This window comes from Microbacterium sp. T3-8, assembly GCF_055398145.1.
The window spans coordinates 2,806,907-2,826,515 of the sequence record NZ_AP027918.1; the positions used below are offsets into that span (position 1 = coordinate 2,806,907).

Annotated in this window: 16 protein-coding genes and 1 tRNA gene; 9 read left to right on the forward strand and 8 right to left on the reverse strand. The window is 69.6% G+C overall.

All coding sequences use genetic code 11. The features are described from left to right. Window positions 1–122: 122 nt before the first annotated feature. Complete coding sequence (locus tag ACZ5Y9_RS13450) at window positions 123–3,023, forward strand: hypothetical protein (RefSeq protein WP_464471553.1); 2,901 nt, start codon at window positions 123–125, stop codon at window positions 3,021–3,023. A 28-nt stretch (window positions 3,024–3,051) separates the two neighbouring features. Continuing rightward, window positions 3,052–4,500, forward strand: a complete 1,449-nt coding sequence (cycA, locus tag ACZ5Y9_RS13455; RefSeq protein ID WP_464471554.1) for a D-serine/D-alanine/glycine transporter — start codon at window positions 3,052–3,054, stop codon at window positions 4,498–4,500. Here the strand turns inward: cycA and ACZ5Y9_RS13460 are convergent. After that, window positions 4,489–5,025 (reverse strand): hypothetical protein, encoded by a 537-nt coding sequence (locus ACZ5Y9_RS13460; protein ID WP_464471555.1) that lies wholly within the window; start codon window positions 5,023–5,025, stop codon window positions 4,489–4,491. The genes cycA and ACZ5Y9_RS13460 overlap by 12 nt on opposite strands. 169 nt (window positions 5,026–5,194) lie before the next feature. On the opposite strand from ACZ5Y9_RS13460, the gene ACZ5Y9_RS13465 reads away from it, so the two are divergent. The 3 genes from ACZ5Y9_RS13465 to ACZ5Y9_RS13475 are packed head-to-tail and all read left to right on the forward strand — an operon-like array spanning window position 5,195 to window position 8,473. Then, entirely contained in the window at window positions 5,195–6,349 is a 1,155-nt protein-coding gene (locus ACZ5Y9_RS13465) for a calcium:cation antiporter (protein ID WP_464471556.1), read from the forward strand. Window positions 6,350–6,395: 46 nt separating this feature from the next. After that, complete coding sequence (locus tag ACZ5Y9_RS13470; RefSeq protein WP_464471557.1) at window positions 6,396–6,938, forward strand: ArsR/SmtB family transcription factor; 543 nt, start codon at window positions 6,396–6,398, stop codon at window positions 6,936–6,938. A gap of 14 nt (window positions 6,939–6,952) precedes the next feature. Beyond that, window positions 6,953–8,473, forward strand: a complete 1,521-nt coding sequence (locus tag ACZ5Y9_RS13475) for a serine hydrolase domain-containing protein (RefSeq protein ID WP_464471558.1) — start codon at window positions 6,953–6,955, stop codon at window positions 8,471–8,473. Between the two features lie 16 nt (window positions 8,474–8,489). Here ACZ5Y9_RS13475 and ACZ5Y9_RS13480 read toward each other — a convergent pair whose 3' ends face one another. After that, window positions 8,490–9,443, reverse strand: a complete 954-nt coding sequence (locus tag ACZ5Y9_RS13480; protein WP_464471559.1) for an aldo/keto reductase — start codon at window positions 9,441–9,443, stop codon at window positions 8,490–8,492. A gap of 57 nt (window positions 9,444–9,500) precedes the next feature. On the opposite strand from ACZ5Y9_RS13480, the gene ACZ5Y9_RS13485 reads away from it, so the two are divergent. After that, entirely contained in the window at window positions 9,501–10,052 is a 552-nt protein-coding gene (locus ACZ5Y9_RS13485) for a hypothetical protein (protein WP_464471560.1), read from the forward strand. Window positions 10,053–10,061: 9 nt separating this feature from the next. Next, window positions 10,062–10,544, forward strand: a complete 483-nt coding sequence (locus tag ACZ5Y9_RS13490) for a hypothetical protein (RefSeq protein WP_464471561.1) — start codon at window positions 10,062–10,064, stop codon at window positions 10,542–10,544. 12 nt (window positions 10,545–10,556) lie between these two features. Here the strand turns inward: ACZ5Y9_RS13490 and ACZ5Y9_RS13495 are convergent, their stop codons facing one another. The 3 genes from ACZ5Y9_RS13495 to ACZ5Y9_RS13505 all read right to left on the reverse strand — a co-directional run bounded on the left by ACZ5Y9_RS13495 (window position 10,557) and on the right by ACZ5Y9_RS13505 (window position 13,743). Continuing rightward, the gene (locus tag ACZ5Y9_RS13495) at window positions 10,557–12,620 is read right to left on the reverse strand and encodes an acyltransferase family protein (protein ID WP_464471562.1); all 2,064 of its coding nucleotides are present in this window, start codon (window positions 12,618–12,620) and stop codon (window positions 10,557–10,559) included. 45 nt (window positions 12,621–12,665) lie between these two features. After that, window positions 12,666–12,738 (reverse strand) — tRNA-Thr (locus ACZ5Y9_RS13500). 57 nt (window positions 12,739–12,795) lie between these two features. Continuing rightward, window positions 12,796–13,743, reverse strand: a complete 948-nt coding sequence (locus ACZ5Y9_RS13505) for a DsbA family protein (RefSeq protein ID WP_247956672.1) — start codon at window positions 13,741–13,743, stop codon at window positions 12,796–12,798. Between the two features lie 237 nt (window positions 13,744–13,980). Between ACZ5Y9_RS13505 and ACZ5Y9_RS13510 the strand changes: the two genes are divergently transcribed. Next, complete coding sequence (locus ACZ5Y9_RS13510) at window positions 13,981–15,084, forward strand: ABC transporter ATP-binding protein (protein WP_247625011.1); 1,104 nt, start codon at window positions 13,981–13,983, stop codon at window positions 15,082–15,084. A gap of 80 nt (window positions 15,085–15,164) precedes the next feature. Then, the gene (locus ACZ5Y9_RS13515; protein WP_247625012.1) at window positions 15,165–16,475 is read left to right on the forward strand and encodes a DUF4032 domain-containing protein; all 1,311 of its coding nucleotides are present in this window, start codon (window positions 15,165–15,167) and stop codon (window positions 16,473–16,475) included. A gap of 27 nt (window positions 16,476–16,502) precedes the next feature. Here ACZ5Y9_RS13515 and ACZ5Y9_RS13520 read toward each other — a convergent pair whose 3' ends face one another. Genes ACZ5Y9_RS13520 through cysS form a run of 3 tightly spaced genes read right to left on the reverse strand, consistent with a single transcriptional unit; the run spans window position 16,503 to window position 19,582 of the window. Continuing rightward, window positions 16,503–17,144 (reverse strand): NAD(P)-dependent oxidoreductase, encoded by a 642-nt coding sequence (locus tag ACZ5Y9_RS13520; RefSeq protein ID WP_464471563.1) that lies wholly within the window; start codon window positions 17,142–17,144, stop codon window positions 16,503–16,505. 31 nt (window positions 17,145–17,175) lie between these two features. Further along, window positions 17,176–18,180, reverse strand: coding sequence for a 23S rRNA (guanosine(2251)-2'-O)-methyltransferase RlmB (gene rlmB, locus ACZ5Y9_RS13525; RefSeq protein WP_464471564.1), 1,005 nt, complete (start codon window positions 18,178–18,180; stop codon window positions 17,176–17,178). Next, window positions 18,173–19,582, reverse strand: coding sequence for a cysteine--tRNA ligase (gene cysS, locus ACZ5Y9_RS13530; RefSeq protein ID WP_464471565.1), 1,410 nt, complete (start codon window positions 19,580–19,582; stop codon window positions 18,173–18,175). The genes rlmB and cysS overlap by 8 nt, the downstream gene beginning before the upstream one ends. Between the last annotated feature and the right edge of the window lie 27 nt (window positions 19,583–19,609).

The following is a 19,609-nucleotide window of genomic DNA, read 5'->3' on the forward strand; positions in this document are numbered from 1 at the left end:
GCGGATGACATCCGTCATGTTCCCGGTGCGCTGTTCGCCTGCCGTTCACCCCTGCGTCGGCATCCGTTCGTCCGCTTCCGTTTGTGTCGGATCGACCCGACCCCCGACCGGAGGTACTCGCCGTGCCCATCCCCCGCTCCCTCTCCTTCGGCCTCGCCGCGCTCGTCGCGGCGAGCGCGGCGATCGTCGCCCCGCAGGCCGCCGTCGCCGCCGATGCCCCCGCCGACCAGCTCGCCGTCTCGGTGGTCGGCGACGGCGCGACCACCGGCAACGACGCGGTTCCGGTCGCGATCCAGCTCCTCGACGGACAGGGCGAGCTCGGCGGCACGATCGCGCTGCCGACGACGGATGCCGGCGATCAGCACGCGTTCACCCTCGGGGCGAACCGCGACCAGCAGGGGGCACTGCAGCAGTCCGCCGATCACCGCTACGTGACGCTCGGCGGATACGACGCGGCCCCGGGATCGGGCTCGCTCAACGACACGGCCGCCCCCGACACGCTGCGCGTGATCGCCCGGATCGGATCGGAGGGCGACGTCGACACCGCCACGACGCTCGCCGGAGCGTTCTCGCTGCGTCACATCCGGGGCACCGCCACGGTCGACGGCACACGCTACTGGGCGGGCGGGCACGGCGGCGACTCCACGGCTCCCGCCGGCGGCGTCCTCACGGTCGAAGCCAGTGGGACCACCCCCACCGCCGTCGTCTCCGGCAGCAGCAACCTCAACAACGGCCGCGTGGTCGACATCCATGACGGCCAGCTCTACCTCACGAGCGACCGCAGCGGGTTCTCGGGGCTGAACACGGTCGGCACCGGCATCCCCACCGCCGCGGGAGCACCGCTCACGCTCGTGGCCGCGGCCCCGGACGGGGCCTCCGTCGCGCACGACTTCGCCTTCGCCGGCGAACACCTGTACGTCGGCTACACGGAGGGGGCGAACGAGGGCATCGCGAAGTACCGCCGGACCGGTGCCACCTGGACCTGGGTCGACACCCTGCCGGGCGACTTCTGGGGCCTCGAGGCACGCCCGGCCGGCGACGATTCGGTGCTGTACGCCGTGCGCGGGCTCAACCAGGGCAACGAGATCGTGCGGATCCTCGATTCCGGTGACGACTCCGCGTTCACCGCGCAGACCGATGTGCTCGCGACGGCGGCGCCCCAGACCGCGTTCCGCGGTGTCGCCTTCGCGCCCGGGTTCGAGCCGGGCACGGATGCGGTGGGCCCCATCCTCGCGAAGCCGACCCTGTCGTGGGACGTGCGCGTTCCCGGCGGCGCCGGCAGCGCCCTCGCCGCCGTGCTCGGGCAGGACACCAACCCCGCAGCCACCGGCGTGATCGCCGATGCCGCCGGCGAGGCCGTCACGGCGACCGTGACCAGCAGCAACCCCGCGGTCGTGCCCGACGAGGCGATCCGCCTCGACGTCGCCGACGACGGATCGTTCCGGCTCGCGGCGACACCCGCGGCCACCGGCGCCGCCGTGCTCACCGTGCATCTACGCACCGACGACGGACGCACCGCGATCTCGCAGCTCCCGTACCGCGTCGCCCCGGCCTTCGCCGATGACGGCGCTCGCGGGCACTTCGGCATGTCGGACGCCTCCGCCGCGATCGACGCCGGCGACGGCTACTTCTTCGCGGCCGACGACGACTCGAACGCGATCCGCCTCTTCTCGGAAGAGGGCGGAGAAGCCGTCGCGGCGTTCGACTTCAGCGATCGCATCGAGTTCGAACGCGCAGGTGAAGCCCACGACTTCGAGGCCGTCGCCCGGGCCGGAGACCAGGTCTTCTGGATCGGATCGACCGGCAACACCCGCAGCGGCAACGTGCGCCTCGACCGCGACATCGTGCTCCAGACGCAGATCTCCGGATCCGGCGCGGACGCGACGCTCACGTTCGTCGGCTACCGCAACGTGCTGCGCGATGCGCTCGTCGCCTGGGATCACGAAGGCCAGCACGGCCTGGGCGCCGACCGTTTCGGGTTCCTCGCGGCCACCCAGCCGGGGGTCTCGGCCGAGGGTCCCGACTCGCTCAACATCGAGGGAGCGGCGATCGCGCCGGACGGCACGACGCTGTGGCTCGGCTTCCGCTCGCCCGAGGTCGGCGATGACGCGGATGCTCTCATCGTGCCCGTCGCCGACATCGCCGACGTCGTCGCCGGGGCGGATGCCGTCGTCGGCGACCCGATCCTCCTCGACCTGGGCGGGCGAGCGATCCGCGACATGGCCCGCGCCGAGTCCGGTGACTACCTGATCGTCGCCGGCAGCGCCGACGACACCGGCCGCTTCGCCCTCTTCGGGTGGTCCGGCTCGCTGGACGACGCCCCGGTCGCGGCATCCGGCACCCTCGGACTCGCGAACTGGCCCGGCTCCTACGAGGGCATCGCGGGCGTGCGCGACCTCGCCGACGGAACCTCCGTGCGCCTGCTGCTCGATTCGGGAACGGTCGACATCTACGGCGACGGCACCGAGGCGCAGGACCTCTCCCCCGTCGAGTTCAAGCTCTTCCCCTCGCAGACCGTCGAACTGTCGTTCGGCGCGGCGTTCACCGAGAAGCGGATCGCGGTCACGGGCGGCACCCTTCGAATCGGCTCGCCCTCCGAGATCACCGTCTCGGGCTTCGCGGAGGGCGAGCAGATCGAGCTCGTGCTGAACTCCGACCCGGTGCGCCTCGCGACCCTCACCGCGGGAGCCGACGGCACGGCACGCGCGGTCGTCGTTCCCCCGGCATCCGTCGCTCCGGGGGCGCACACCCTGACCGCCACGGCGGCCTCGGGCGCCGCCGAGCTCGCGGTCACGGTGCTCGCCACGGTCGCCGACGGCGGCAGCGGTGACGGCGGCAGCGGCGACGGCACGGACGGCGGCGACAGCGGTGCCGGAGCGGGATCCGGCGCAGGATCGGATGCCGGTGACGCCCTCGCCACGACGGGGTCGGACTTCCCCGCGGGGCCGGTCGCGCTCGTCGCACTCGCGCTCCTCGCGCTCGGTGCGCTGGCGCTGCGCCGCAGGGGTGTCGCTTCGGAGTGACCCATTCTCGTCGGCTACTCTGCATCGGGTGACCGTGCAGAGTACCGACGAAGAACAGCACCTCCGGCGAGCGCTGAGCAACCGCCACATCCAGCTCCTGGCGATCGGCGGTGCGATCGGGACCGGGCTCTTCATGGGCAGCGGCAAGACGATCTCGGTGGCCGGTCCCTCGGTGATCTTCGTCTACATGATCATCGGGTTCATGCTCTTCTTCGTGATGCGCGCGATGGGCGAGCTGCTGCTGTCGAACCTCAAGTACAAGTCGTTCAGCGACTTCGCCAGCGACCTGTTGGGGCCGTGGGCCGGGTTCTTCACGGGCTGGACGTACTGGTTCTGCTGGGTGGTGACGGGCGTCGCCGATGTCATCGCGATCGCCGGGTACACGAACACCCTCATCCCCGGCATCCCGCTGTGGATCCCGGGTGTCGCCGTGGTCGTCATCCTGCTCGCGCTCAACCTCCCCACGGTCGCCGCATTCGGTGAGATGGAGTTCTGGTTCGCGCTGATCAAGATCGTGGCGATCGTCGCTCTCATCGTCACCGGTCTCGTGATGATCTTCACCGGCTTCGAGCACGACGCCGGTACCGCGTCGTTCGCGAACCTCTGGAGCCACGGCGGCATGTTCCCGCACGGGTTCATGGGGTTCGTGGCCGGTTTCCAGATCGCGGTCTTCGCGTTCGTCGGGATCGAGCTGGTCGGCACCGCCGCCGCCGAGACGAAGGACCCGAAGCGGAACCTCCCCAAGGCGATCAACGCCATCCCGATCCGCATCCTGCTCTTCTACGTCGGCGCGCTGATCGTGCTGATGGCGGTGACCCCCTGGACCGAGTACGTCGCCGGGGAGAGCCCCTTCATCGCGATGTTCGCCCTGGCCGGCCTCGGCATCGCCGCGACCGTCGTGAACCTGGTGGTGCTGACCTCGGCGATGTCGAGCGCCAACTCGGGCATCTATTCCACCTCGCGCATGGTCTTCGGGCTCGCGCAGGACGGTGACGCGCCGAAGCTGTTCGGTCGCCTGTCGAAGCGCCGCGTGCCCCAGAACGCGCTGTTCCTCTCCTGCATCCTCCTGCTCTCGGGCGTCGTGCTGCTCTACGCGGGCGAGGACATCGGCACCGCCTTCGACATGGTGACGACGGTCTCCGCCGTGTGCTTCATGTTCGTGTGGACGATCTTCCTGCTCAGCTATGTGGTCTACCGCCGCCGGCGCCCGGAGAAGGCCGCGGCCTCGGCCTTCCGGATGCCGGGCGGAGTGTTCATGGTCTACGTCGTGCTGGCGTTCTTCGTCTTCATCCTGTGGGCGCTGACCACCCAGCCCGATACCCTCACGGCTCTGCTCGTGACGCCGATCTGGTTCGCGCTGCTCGTCGTCGCCTGGCTGTTCGTGCGCCGCTCGCCGAACCATCTGCAGCGGCACGCGGCCCACATCGCGCATCTGCGCAGCGACGACGAGGACGACGAGGACCAGTCAGCGGCGTAGCTCTCCGCGGATCGCCCAACGCCCCGTCGCCTGGTGGAACTGCAGCTGTGCGAGCAACGGCGAGGCGTCGTACATCCGGATGTTGAGGCTCAGCCGCACTCCGCGCGCGGTGCGCACCGTGAGCATCGGCCCCTGATCCGAGCGCCGTACCGAGTAGTCGGTGATGTCGGAGTAGCGGAAGCTGCGCGTGACACCCGCGAGCGTGCGCAAGGTCACCTCCTCGTCGCCGAACGCGACGTACCAGTTGCGGTACATGACGAGGAACAGGATGCCGCCGCCGAGGATCGCGAACGAGGCGATCGCCATGGCGGTGCGATCATCGTCGCGCGAAGCATCCGAGAGCAGGATCATGGGGATGCTGAGCAGGAGGAGGGTCCACCCGCCGATCGGCAGGATCTTCATCAGTCGGAGGCGGCGCGGATCGCGACGATCACGATTCGGATGCTTCCGGGCGTAGTGCGCGGCCTCGACGGCCAGCCACCCCGCGATCGCAGCGACCGCGATGTGCACGACGACCGCCAGCATCCGCTTCTCCTCTCCGGAGCGCGATGCGCTCCCCTTCTCCTCGACGAGTACTGCCCAGGAATACGTCGGACACAGCCGGTAGAATACTGGGTGTGCACGGTGCACGCTGCGGCCGGGACGACCCGGATCGCGTCATCACCCGGGGACGGCCCCGCGAAGGAACCGGATGATGATCCCCACCGCTGTGAAGCAGTTCATCGGACGACCCGATATCGCCCGAATCGCCCTGGGCTGGGGCGCCTACGTCCTGGTGCTGCTGGCGCACCCCCTGCTCGCGGCCCCTGTGGCCGTCCCCCTGCTGATCGTCGCCCTCGGGGTGATCATCGGTGTGATCCTGGTGTGCGCGTTCGGCGTGGTGAAGCAGGCCGAAGCCCTCGCCCACCGTTTGGGCGACCCCTACGGATCGCTCGTACTCACCCTGTCCATCGTGCTGATCGAGGTGATCCTCATCTCGGCCGTCATGCTCGGACCGGGCGACCACGCCACCATCGCCCGGGATTCGGTGATGGCCGTCGCGATGATCATCCTGAACCTCGTGATCGGTCTCGCACTGCTGCTCGGCGGTCTCCGCCACCGCGGCATGGCGCACAACCGCACGGGAACCTCGGCCTACCTGGCGATGCTCGTGGTGCTCGTCGCGCTCGCGTTCGCCCTCCCGGCTCTCATCGGCCGCGACGGCTCGTACACCCTCGGCCAGGAGATCCCGATCGTGATCCTGACCCTCGGGATCTACGCATTCTTCCTCTTCCGGCAGATGGGGGCGCAGGCGGGCGATTTCACCGAGGTCGACGAACGCCTGCGGCGACGGACGGATGCCGCGGACGCGGCGCCGCGCACGGGCATCCGCGAGACTCTCGCCGCGCAGCGCACCGAGGTCCTGGTGCGCCTCGCCCTGCTCGTGGTGACGGTCACCCCGATCGTGCTGCTCTCGCACGACATGGCGGCGCTCCTCGACGACGGCCTCGGTCGCCTCGGAGCCCCGGCCGCACTGGCCGGCGTGCTGATCGCCGCGATCGTGTTCCTGCCGGAGTCCCTCACCGCAGTGCGGGCAGCTCTCGGGGGCGAGGCGCAGCGGGTGGTGAACCTCTGCCACGGGGCGCTGGTGTCGACGGTCGGGCTCACGATCCCCGCCGTACTGGTCATCGGCATGCTCACCGGCCAGACCGTGGTGCTGGCCGAGTCTCCGGCGAACCTCCTGATGCTGGGTGTGACGCTGCTGCTCTCGGTGACCACGTTCGCGGCGAAGCGGGTGACGGCCATGCACGGCGCCGCGCACCTCGCGGTCTTCGCGGTGTACGTGATCGTGCTGTTCAGCGGATCATAAAAGTTCGATTTATCCGTAATTACGAACTATTGCTACGGTTGTAGCCATGGAACGTGACGCGCTGCACGCGATCGAAAGCCGGGTCGACGCCCTCGAACGCGAACTCGAGCGTTTGCGTGCGCAGGTCGAGGAGCCGTCGGCCGACGCCTCGACCGTGACACCGGAACCGGGGGCTGCGACATCGGACCCCGCCGCCGATCCGCTCTGGTTCGTCAATGAACTCGGACGCCGGGCTCCCGGCGCGGTGATGATGGCGGGTGCCGTCGAGGTACCGGCCGGGCCCATCCGCTGGCAGTACGGCCTCTACGCGGAAGAGCTCCTCAGCAAGGACTGGGGCGAACTCGCTCGACCCCTCGAAGCACTGGGGCACCCGGTGCGTCTCGAGCTCGTGCGCGTCATCCTCACCGGCACCCAGACCACCGCTGAGCTGCTCGAACTGGAGCAGTTCGCGTCGTCCGGCCAGCTCTACCACCACCTCCGGCAGCTCGTGAGCGCGGGGTGGCTGTCCTCCCCGCGCCGCGGGTTCTACGAGGTGCCGGGGGCGCGCATCGTGCCGCTCCTCGTCTTGACCATGATCGCCTCGAGCTGAGGAGCAGCCGCACCGTGACATCCCCCACCCCCGCACTCACAGCCCCCACCCCGACAGCGACGTCGCCCGCGCGACGCTCCCCCGGTCCCGTGCTCGGCCTCCTGGCGGGCGGCGCGGTCGCCGCGATCGCCCTCGGCGCGGCCGTCGGGCCGCAGCAGCAGACCGTGACCTCGGCCTGGAGCGGTGACGAGACCCTGGCGGAGAGCATCCGCACTCTGCCCGGAGGCCTCGACGGATTCCGCTCGCTGTCGGTCGCGGAGATCGATCCGGACGGCGTCGTCTTCGCCGGTCTCGGTGACGCCGATCCCGCACACCCGGAGGCGCCCGGGCCCGACACCGTGTTCGAGCTCGGTTCGATCACGAAGACCTTCACCGGAGCGCTGTTCGCCGACGCGATCGAACGCGGAGAGGTGGCCCCCGATGATCGCCTCGCGGAGCACCTCACGGCCCTCGAGGGAACGGATGCCGGCGACGTCACCCTCGCGTCGCTGTCGCAGCACTCCTCCGGACTCCCCGGCCTGGGCGCGACGGCCGCCGACGGCGCGGTGTCGAGCCTGATCCTCAACGACAACGCCTACGCGTCGTCGACCACGGCGCAGCTCATCGCCGACGCGGCCATCGCCCCCGTCGACCCCGACCAGGGCGCCGTCTACTCGAACTTCGCCGTCTCGCTCCTCGGAACCGCACTCGTCGAGGCGGCCGGCGCCGACGACTATGCGACATTGCTCGACGAGCGCCTCACCGGCCCGCTCGGGATGGAGCACACCACGGTCGCGGCGACGGCCGCAGAGGTGCCGGTCGATGCGGTTCCGGGCTTCCTCCTCAACGGCACACCCGCACCGCGCTGGTGGGGGGAGGGATATCTGCCCGCGGGGTCGTCGACGTTCACCACGGCATCCGACCTGGCGATCTGGGCACAGGCCAACCTCGACGGCTCGGCGCCGGGCGCAGCCGCACTCGAGCCGACCGCTCCCCTGGGAGCGGAGGGCGAGATCGGCTGGGGCTGGATCACCTCTGCGTCCTTCGACGGCGCCGGCACTCAGACCTGGCACAACGGCGGCACAGCGGGCTTCCGCACGATCCTCACGATGGATCGCGACGCCGGCACGGCCTTCATCGCCCTGTCGAACACCGTCGCGACCGTCGACTACGTCGCGATGTCGTATCTCTCGGGTGCGCCGATCCCCGGCCCCGCCGAGCCGTATCTGATCCTGGGATGGTCGGTCTTCGGCATCGCACTGGCGCTCGGTGTCGTCGCGCTGCTCCGGGCCCTCCGCGCGAAGGCGCTGCTCCCCTCGCTCAGCGACCTCGTGTGGGCGCTCGCCGGGCTCCTGCTGCTCTGGCACAGCGGCCCGTGGTTCGCGGTCGGCGGTTGGGTGTGGGGCGTCGCTCTCGCGCCGACCTTGGCAGCGGTCGGACTGCTCGCGCTGCGCGGTCGCTCGCTGCCGTTCCTCCCCGCGCGTCGACGGTGGTTCTGGTGGCCGACCGCGGCCATCGGTGTGGTGGCCGCGGTCGGCGTCACCTTGCTCTGGTGAGGACGCCGGTGGCCGCTCAGGCCTGAGCGGGAGTCCACTCCGAGACGCGGTCGAGCGTCTGCACCTCGTCGGCGCTCAGCTCCAGGCGAGCGCCGGCGAGGAGATCGGGAACCTGCTCGACCGTGCGGGCGCTCGCGATGGGGGCTGCCACCGTCGGCTGCGCGCGCAGCCACGCCAGCGACGTCGCGGCGATCGAGGCTCCGTGCGCGGAACCGATCTCCTCGAGGGCATCGATGATCTTCAGGCCCGCGGGAGTCGCGTACTTGGCGGCGCCCTCGGCGCGGGGCGAGGACTGCCCCGCGGTCTCGGTGGAGCGGTACTTGCCCGTGAGGAAGCCGCTCGCCAGCGAGTAGTAGGGCACAAGGCCGAGGCCGAACTCCTCGGCCACCGGGATGATCTCGTTCTCGACGTCGTTGCGATGCACGAGGTTGTAGTGCGGCTGAACGGCGACGGGCAGCGCGGCACCCGTGCGCTGCGCGATCTCGATCCACTCGCGGATTCGATCGGCGGAGTAGTTCGACACGGCCACGTTGCGCACGAGGCCGTCGGTCACGAGCTGACCGAAAGCGCCGACCGTCTCCTCGAGGGGCGCGCTCTCGTCGTCGAAGTGGGCGTAGTAGAGGTCGATCGCGTCGACGCCGAGACGCGCGAGCGACGCCTCGGCAGCCTTGCGGATGTTCGCTGCGGCGAGTCCCCGGAACTCCGGGTGCGTGCTCACCTTCGTCGCGACCGTGACGCCCTGCGGCTTGCGCGAGGCCAGCCACTCGCCGATGATCGTCTCGCTCTCGCCGCCGGAGTTCCCGGGCACCCACGCACTGTAACCGTCGGCGGTGTCGATGAAGTCGCCCCCACCCGCCACGAACGCGTCGAGCACGTCGAAGGACGTGTCGCGATCGGCCGTCCAGCCGAACACGTTGCCGCCGAGAGAGAGCGGGAAGACATCAAGGTCGCTGTTTCCGATACGAGTCATACTCGTCGCAACCGATGGGTCCCGTGGGGTATTTCCGATTCGGGATACTCTCACCGCATGCATATCCTCCGCCGAGCATCCGTCGCCAGCGTCGCCGTCGCCCTCGCCGGGATGCTCGGCGGGTGCGCGGCATCCGTCCCCGACCCGCCCGCTGCGGTGGGCGAGAACTACCCCGGCACGTGCATGCCCGCCGAGTTCACCTGGCCGACCGACTTCCTCGAGGCGCTGCCGAGCGAGTCCGAGGCCGTGGGCGGCTCCATCGTCGGCCTGCGGCTGGAGTACATCGACGAGCGGTGGGCGTGGCGCATCCGCAGTGCGAGCGGTCGGACGGATGCTTTCGGCGAGCGGGTCGACGATCCCGCGGCGGGGCGGGAGACGCTCGCGGACGTGCGGACCCTGGAGGTCTTCGCCAGCCGCGACGTCACCCTCACGAAAGCGGAGCAGACGGCGGGAACGAGTGCCTACACGGCAGCCGACCGCTCGGGCGAGGAGTGGCCCAGCCCCCTCATCATCGAGATGGCCCGGGTCGATGACGCTGGTTCCGACGTCTGGCGGATCACGATGTGCGACACGGCGACCAACGCGCAGTCCGTGATCACCGTGAAATAGCATTCAGGAATGCGCCTTTCTGCCGTCGTCCCCCTGATCGCTCTCGTCGCGCTGCTCGCTGGCTGCACGGCAACTCCGATCCCCGCATCCTCGGCGACGCCGGCTCCGACGCGAACGGCGACCACCGCGCCCACCTCCACGGCCACGCCCGCTCCCTCGTCGAGCCCGTCCACGGCGCCCGCCCCCTCGTCGCCGCCGGTCGCGTCCGATCCCACCGACGGCGAGCTCGTGACGATGTGCGTCGAGAAGGTCGATGCCTACGCGGGCGGCGCGACGTACGCGAGCGACCGGGGCACCGTCGAGTGGCTGGCCGAGCAGACGACCTGGTTCGTGGTCGTGCCCACGGATCGAGACGGCAACGAGGGCGCGGCCGTCTGCGGCATCGAGAAGACCTCCGCGGGCCCCGACGTCACGACCTACGGCGAGACCATCCCGAGCGGCGTCGCCGATCAGCGTGCGGAACTGCTGCGCGGAGAACACCCGCACGAGTGACCAGGGCCCGGCTCAGTCCCCGAGCGCCTTCTTCGCGGCATCCGCGATGTACGGCGCCAGGGTCTGCGCGAACTCCCCGGTCATGTGGTCCCGATCCCTGTACACGACCGCATTACCGATGACCACCGGGCAGACGGATTCGTTGCAGAGGATGGACGTGAAGTCGATGAGGGTGGCGCCGGGCGTGGCCGCGACGGCATCCTCCGACCCGTCGTACGAGGCGAGCGCCTGATCACGCGGCAACGCGCAGGAGTTCGGATCGTCGCGGTTCATGTCGATGCAGGCCTTGACGTCGTCGCGCTGCACGGGATTGTCGCGGATCGCGAGGATCTTCGCTCCGCGGGCGGCCTGCGTCGCCCACACCTCGCTCATGCCGTTCGCCGTGGCCTCGTTCTGAGTCTCACCGTCGACCGGGATGGCCTGCCACCGCGACGAGGCGTGCATGGTGAAGATACCGTCGTACGCCGGACGCTCATCGAGCCAGTCGGTGATGTTCGCCTTCCACGCCGTGCAGTTCTCACGGTGACCGAGGTTGGGATCGTCCTGCTCCCGTGCGGTCCAATAGCACCCGTTGTGACCGGTGAGATCGATCCGCCAGTTCATCTCCTCGGCGATGGTCTCGTACGTGTCGATCAGCGTGCTGTTGTGCGAGTCGCCGACGGCGAACAGCGTGCGGGTGTACCCGGACTCCGGCCCCAGGCTGCAGACGTTCACGGCGGCGCTGTCGACTCCCGTCCAGCACTCGACGCGATTGGTATCGGTATTCGGCGCCGCGGGGTCGGGGATGAGTGCGTCCCCGAGCGGATCCGGTGGGCAGTCGCGGGTCGGGTCGACGGCACCGGCGCCGAAGCACTCGCTGTTCGCACCGTCGGCGAGCATCGCCTGTGCGGCCTCGTTCGCGGCCTCGATCTTCACGTTCGTGTATGCACCGGCTCCGAAGCTCACTCCCCCGATGAGGGCGATCGACGCGGCCATCGCGACGAACACGAATCCGGGCCGGCGTGCGCGGTCGAGCCGAGGGCTGAACCGCACCGGCGACTCGACGAAGCGGTACGACAGCCACGCGAGCGCGACCGATGCGGTGCCGATGAGGATCTTGTCGACCGTGCTGAGCGGCCGACCGGTCGCATACGGGACGAGCACGATGAGCGGCCAATGCCAGAGGTACAGCGAGTACGAGATGTTCCCCAGCCACAGCACCGGGCGGAACCGGGATGCGCGGTCGACCCATGAGGCCGGACCGGCCGCGATCACGGCGACCGTCGAGAGCACGGGGAGCAGGGCGATCCAGCCGGGGAACGCATCCGCTGAGTCGAGCAGGAAGGCCGAGGCGATGATGCCCGCCACTCCGAGGATGCCGACCACGGCCGATGCCCCTCGCGAAAGGGCGATCGGCACGAGCGCGAGGAGAGCTCCCGCGAGGAACTCCCACGCCCGCGTGAAGGTCGAGAAGTACGCGACGGCCGGGGTGGTCGCGGTGAGCCAGATCCCGTAGCCGAGCGACAGGAGCGCTGCGCTCCCGAGCACGATCCGGAAGGTGCGCAGTGAGTGGCTGCGCGTGATCGCCGCGGCGATGACCAGCAGCAGCGGCACGAGGATGTAGAACTGCTCCTCGACCGAGAGCGTCCAGAAGTGCTGGAAGGGCGACGGAAGGTTGTCGGCCGCGAGGTAGTCGACGCTGAAGGCGGCGAGCACCCAGTTGACGACGTACGCCGCGCTCGCCGCTCCCTCGGTGACGAACTGCACGATCTGACTCGCCGGCACCAGCACGAGCACGGCGACGAGCGAGGCGGCGATGACGACCAGGCTGGCCGGGAGAAGACGGATGGCGCGCCGCGACCAGAAACGGGCCAGACTGATCCGACCGTTCTTCTGGAAGTCCCGCACCAGATGCCCCGTGATGAGGAACCCGCTGATCACGAAGAAGACATCGACACCGACGTATCCCCCGGTGACCCGGTTCGGCCAGAGATGGAAAAGCAGCACGAGGAGAACAGCCACGGCACGCAGGCCCTGGATGTCGGCGCGGATGCTCTGCCGTCGGGAGGCACGGGTCCGGTACTGCGGCTGCGTCATCAGTCGTGGTCTCGTGAAGGGGACGGAGAAATGTTCAGATCTGAGAGCCGACTACGGGACTCGAACCCGTAACCCCCGTATTACAAGTACGGTGCGCTACCAATTGCGCCAAGTCGGCGGGTGCCACCAGCTTAGCGATGGTGGCGAAGGTCTCCCGACCTCTCGGGCTTCCGACTTACTCGGCCGGAGTCTCGGTCGGTGTCGGCGTGGGCGTCGCGGTGGCCTGGTAGTACGCGTCGCTGGCGACCGTGAGCACGAACTGCGAGAACTCGGCCGGGTCGTCGAGCGCGCCGACGTATGCCTCGCCGTTGGCGACGATCATCGGGGTCGACGCGAGCACGAGGTCGTCGGAACCGGGCAGCGGACCCTCGAGTGCACGGGTCGTCGCCTCCTTGGCCCAGGTCAGGTAGTCGCCGTCCTGGATGCAGCTGCGCACCGTCTTGGTGTTGTCGACGCCGACGGCTCCCGCGAGATCCGCGAGTTCGCTGTCGGACAGCCCGTCGGTGTTCACCTCGGGCTGGTCGTCGAGCAGATCGTGGTTGAAGGCGTAGAACTGGTCGGGCGAGTGCGTCGCGACGCAGGCGGCCGCAGCGGCGGCGCGCAGCGAGTACTTGGTGCCGTTGGAGCTCGCGGTGAGCAGGGCGACCGGGTGGTAGGTCACGGTGACCGCACCCTCGCTGATCCAGTTGGTGAGCTGGCGGGCGTTGGCGCGCTCGAACTCGCCGGCGTCATCCGACAGGTAGTCCACGTAGATGTGGATGTCGACCTTCTGGGCCGTCGTGGGCTCAGCCGTCGGCTCGGCGGGGGCCTCGGCCTCGGAGGAGTCGGGGGTGGGCGTAGCCGTACCGGCATCGGATGCCGCAGATGCGGAGAGCTCGGAGACGACGACGCCGTCACCGTGCATGCCGGTCGGCGAGAGCTGGGGCTTCGAGACCTGAGCCGACACCGCGAGAGTCACGGCGGTACCGATCGCGCCGACGGCGACCACCGCGAGCGTCCCGATGATGATCCGTCGCATGATGCGCGCACGGGACTGCGCTGCATGCACTCGCTGTGCCTTCTCCCGCACAGCCTCGCGGGAGTTGCGAGGGGTGGGGACGTTCGGCGTTTCGTCGCTCGACATCGTTCCTCTTGAAAGTCTCACGGGGGCAGGGTGGCCCCGATCATCGGATATCGGATAGGCGACGATCGCCGCGTTGCACGGCCGGATTCGATGTTAACCATCGCACCTGAGAAATACCCAGATGCCGCGGTCCATGTCATACTGAGGGCGACCCAATGAGGGGTCACGGCGGGTCGAACCGCCGCATCCATCACTACGGATCGTCCGGCACGTACCTGCCGGTGAAGGAGAAACACAATGGCATCTGTGACTTTCGACGAGGCCACCCGCCTCTACCCGGGCGGCACCCGTCCGGCCGTCGACAAGCTCGACCTCCAGGTCGCCGACGGCGAGTTCCTCGTCCTCGTCGGACCCTCCGGTTGCGGTAAGTCCACGTCGCTCCGCATGCTCGCCGGCCTCGAAGAGGTCAACGCGGGCCGCATCCTCATCGGCGACCGCGACGTCACCGACGTCCCGCCGAAGGACCGCGACATCGCGATGGTCTTCCAGAACTACGCGCTGTACCCGCACATGACGGTCGCCGAGAACATGGGCTTCGCGCTCAAGATCGCCGGCGTCGGCAAGGAAGAGCGCGCCACCCGCGTGCTCGAGGCCGCCAAGCTGCTCGACCTCGAGGAGTACCTGACCCGCAAGCCGAAGGCCCTCTCGGGTGGTCAGCGTCAGCGTGTCGCCATGGGTCGCGCGATCGTGCGTCAGCCCCAGGTCTTCCTCATGGACGAGCCGCTGTCGAACCTCGACGCCAAGCTGCGCGTCCAGACGCGTACGCAGATCGCGTCGCTGCAGCGCCGCCTCGGCGTCACCACGGTCTACGTCACCCACGACCAGACCGAGGCCCTCACCATGGGTGACCGCATCGCGGTGCTCAAGGACGGCCTCCTGCAGCAGGTCGGCACGCCGCGCGACCTGTACGAGAAGCCGAACAACGTGTTCGTCGCCGGCTTCATCGGCTCCCCCGCCATGAACCTGTTCACGGCGGACCTCGCCGAGGGCGGCGTGCGCTTCGGCACCGAGGTCGTCCCGCTCGAGCGTGACGCGGTCGCCGGCGCGAACGGCACGCAGGTCACGGTCGGCGTGCGTCCCGAGGACATCACGGTCGGACCGGCCGACGGCAAGGGCCTCTCGGTCGTCGTCGACCTCGTCGAGGAGCTCGGCGCCGACGGTTACCTCTACGGCCACACCGACATCAACGGCAAGCGCACCGACCTCGTCGCGCGCGTCGACGGTCGCAGCCACCCGAACGCCGGCGAGACGGTCACCCTGGCCGCCAACCCGGGGCACGTCCACGCGTTCGACCTCGAGTCGGGAAGCCGCCTGAACACGGCTCCGGTCGTCTCGGCCTGATCGCACACACCACTCGCGGCGCGGGTCGACTTCGGTCGCCCGCGCCGCGTCTGCGTCCACCCCGACTTCCCAGGAGCGCCATGCAGGATTCGCTGCGCATCACCGCCAGCACCGTCGACCCCGGCCTCCTCGGCCTGCCCTGGTCGACGACGCTCGCCCGCTGGCCCTCCGAGCACATCGTCTCGCTCCCGAAGGGTCTGTCGCGGCACCTCGTGCGCTTCGCCGATCTGTCGGGACGGGTCGTCGCGGTGAAGGAGACCACCGAGGAGATGGCGCGCCGCGAATACGAGATGCTCGGCAACCTCGCCCGCCTCGACGTGCCCTGCGTCGACCGGGTCGCCGTCATCGCCGGGCGAACGGATGCCGACGGCGAAGCGCTCCCGGCCGCCCTGGTGACCTCGCACCTGCGCTTCTCGATGCCGTACCGCGCGCTGTTCACCCGCGTGCTGCGCCCCGACACCGCCACTCGACTCGTCGACGCCCTCGCCCTCCTGCTGGTGCGCCTGCACAACGTCGGCTTCTACTGGGGCGACGTATCGCTGTCGAACACGCTGTTCCGCCGCGATGCGGGCGCGTTCGCGGCGTACCTCGTCGACGCCGAGACCGGCGAACTGCACGAGGAGGGGCTGACCGACGGGCAGCGCGCCTACGATCTCGATCTCGCCCGCACGAACATCGCCGGCGAGATCATGGACCTGGCCGCCGGCGGGCGCCTCGAGAACGGTGTGGACGCGGTCGCGATCGCCGACGGCATCGTCTCGTCGTACCGGTCGCTCTGGGCCGAGCTGACCGCACAGGACTCCTTCTCGGCATCCGAGACCTGGCGCATCACCGAGCGCGTCGAGCGGCTGAACGCCCTCGGTTTCGACATCGACGAGATGTCGATGACGACCACGGCCGACGGCGCGGTCGTCGAGATCCAGCCGAAGGTCGTCGATGCCGGCCACCATCAGCGGCGACTCATCCGCCTCACCGGCCTCGACGTCGAGGAGAATCAGGCACGTCGCCTGCTCAACGACCTCGACGAGTTCCGCGCGCGTTCCACCAAGCAGTGGTCCGATGAGGAGATGTACGCGCACGAGTGGCTGACGCGCGTCTTCGAGCCCGTCGTGCGCGCGATCCCCTACGACCTGCGCGCGAAGCTCGAACCGGCGGAGGTGTTCCACCAGGTGCTCGAGCACCGGTGGTACCTGTCGCAGGCGCAGGGACGCCCGGTACCGCTCGCCGAGGTGCTGACGAGTTACATCAACGAGGTGCTTCGCCACCGTCGCGACGAGGCCACGATCATGGGGCCTCCCACCGAGACGATGAGCCTTCCCGTCATCACCGGCGCCACGCGCACCACCGACGAAGACGAGGACGGCGACATCGACTGGCGCGATCTCGTCTGATCCTCGGGGCGCGATGCCCGTTCGCGGTCAGTAGCCGACGGTGAACCGCTCGCGGTGGTGGTTGCCCTGCTCGATCTCGTCGACGACCGCGACGGCGAAATCCGCGCCCGAGATGTAGGACTTGCCGTCGGCGTCGCGCACGAGCACGTCTCCGCCGTCACGGTAATGGCCGGTGCGCTCCCCCTCGGCCCAGGGCCCGAAGACCTCCGCGGGGTGCACGAAGAACCAGTCGAGCGCGGCATCCGTGCTCTCGAGGAACGTGAGCGAGTCGATTCCCACCTGCGCCTCGTGCTTGTACTCCTCGGGGAAGTCCTGGTCGAACAGTCGCGGGCCGCCCGGGGCGACCAGGCTGCCGCCCGCTCCTCCGACCACGCCCAGGCGCGTGCCGGTGCCGCTGAGCTGTCGGGCCACGCCCTCGAGCGCGTCGAGCACGCGGTCCTCCATGTCGCCGCGCGGGGAGAGCGCGGAGACCACCGCATCCGCCCCCGCGAAGGCACCGGCGAGAGGGGCGAGGTCCAGCACGGAGCCCTGGATGTACGCGACGCCCTCCACGGCATCCGTCGGCACCGAGCGCGACACCGCGACGACCTCGTGACCGCGGCTCACCGCCTCTGCGGCGATGTGACGACCGGCGTAGCCGGTCCCTCCGAGGACGACGATGCGACTCATGCGGGCTCTTCCCTTCGGATGCTGCGGCGAACTACTTCGTGGAGCGGATCGTCGCGACCTGGTACAGGGCGACGGAGGTGGCGATGCCGACGTTCAGCGACTCGGTGGCCGTGGAGATCGGGATCGAGACGATCTGATCGCAGGTCTCGCGGACGAGGCGCGAGAGACCCTTGCCCTCGGCTCCGGCGACGATGACGACCGCGCGATCGGCGAGCTGGAGTGCGGGCAGATCGACGTCGCCGTCACCGGCGAGGCCGAGGATGAACACACCCTGCTTCTTGAACTCCTTGAGCTGCGTGGTCAGGTTCGTCGCGAGCGCGACGGGCAGACGCGCGGCGGCCCCGGCGCTCGTCTTCCAGGCGGCGGAGTTCACCCCCGCCGAACGGCGCTGCGGCAGGATCACGCCGTGGCTGCCGAACGCGGCCGCCGAGCGGATGATCGCGCCGAGGTTGCGGGAGTCGGTGATGCCGTCGAGAGCGACGAACAGCGGGACATGCCCCTTGTCGATCGCCTTCTCGAGCAGGTCCTGCGGGTGCGCGTACTCGTAGGGCGGCACCTTGATGGCGACGCCCTGATGCACGCCGTCGAATCCGGCCATGCGGTCGAGCTCCTGGCGCGTGACCTCGAGCACCGGGATGCCGCGGTGCGTCGCGATCGAGAGCATCTCCTTCACGCGGTCGTCCATCTCGACCCGCTGCGCGATGTAGAACGCCGTCGCCGGGATCTTCGCGCGCAGCGCCTCGAGCACCGAGTTGCGGCCGGTGACGACCTCGGTCTCCGTCGTGTTGTCCTTGGAGCGCGCCGAACGGTTCGGGTTGCCCCCGGCGGTCTGGCGCTGGCCCGGCTTGCCCTTACCACCTGACGCGGCGTAGCGCTCGGCCGCGGCCTTGCGCTTGCCGGCGGGGTGCCAGGCGCGGTCCTCGGCCTTCGGCGTGGGTCCGCGTCCTTCGAGCGCCTTGCGCCCGAGACCGCCGGTGCCCTTGGTGGGGCCCTTCTTGTTGCCCTTGTTCGCGCCGGGGCGCTGTGGCTTAGCCATCGATACTCCAATGAGTTCCGGCCGGAGTATCCTCCAGCGTGATTCCTGCGGCTGCGATCGCGTCACGGATGCGATCGGCTGCCGCCCAGTCCTTGTCGGCACGCGCCTGTGCGCGCTGGGTGATCATCGTCTGGACGAGTGCGTCCAGTGCGGCGGCCTCGGCTCCCCCGCCGGTGCCGTTCCACTGCGAAGAGTGCGGATTGATCCCCAGGACGAGCGTCATCTGAATGACGTCCATCACGTCCTGCCTCGCCTCATCGTACTTGCCCGCGTCGAGGAGCGCATTTCCGGAGCGGATGCTCGTGTGGATCGCGGCGAGCGCCCGGGGTACCGAGAGGTCGTCGTCCATGGCCTCGACGAACTCCTGCGGGAGTCCCTCCTTCGCCTGGCCCCAGCCCGGCTTCGCGAGCCGCTCGCCCCGTTCGAGGAAGGTGCGGATGCGTCCGAGCGCGGCCTCGGCCTCCGTCCACGACGACTCCGTCAGGTCGAGGCTCGAGCGGTAGTGCGCGGCCGCGAGCGCGTACCGCACGACGAGCGGATCGCGGGCGGCGAGCACATCGGCGGCCAGCGTGAAGTTTCCGAGCGACTTCGACATCTTCTGCCCGTTCACGGTGACCAGACCGTTGTGCACCCAGTACCGCGCGAACGCGTCGCCCGCGGCCCTCGACTGCGCCAACTCGTTCTCGTGGTGCGGGAAGCGCAGGTCGAGACCGCCGCCGTGGATGTCGAACTCCGGTCCGAGATAGCGCTTCGCCATCGCGGAGCATTCGATGTGCCAGCCGGGCCGGCCTTCACCCCACGGAGACACCCACCGGGCATCCGCGGGCTCATCGCTCTTCGACCCCTTCCAGAGGGCGAAGTCCTGGGGATTGCGCTTTCCACGGGGGTCGGCGTCCTCCGCCGCCTCCATCGCGTCGATCGACTGGTGCGTCAGCGCACCGTACTCGCCCCACGAGCGCACGTCGAAGTACACGTCGCCCGAGCCGTCGGCGGCGGGGTACGCGTGGCCGCGATCGATGAGCAGCGCGATGAGCTCCTGCATCTGCGGGACGGATGCCGTCGCGCGCGGTTCGTACGTCGGGGGCAGGATGCCGATGCCCGCGTAGGCTGCAGCGAACTCCTGCTCGATCCGATAGGCGAGGGCCCACCAGGGCTCCGCGTCGGTGGCGTTCGCGAGCACCTTGTCGTCGATGTCGGTCACGTTGCGCACGAAGGTGACCCGTCCGTGCCGCTTCTCGAGCCACCGGCGCAGCAGATCGAAGCTGAGCGCCGCGCGGACGTGCCCGATGTGCGGACCGGACTGCACGGTCGGACCGCACACGTACATCGTGACGTTTCCGGGGTCGAGCGGCACGAAGTCGCGCAGGTCCTGCGCACGGGTGTCGTAGAGGCGGAGAGTCACCGCTCAAGCCTACTCGGCTCGCCCCCG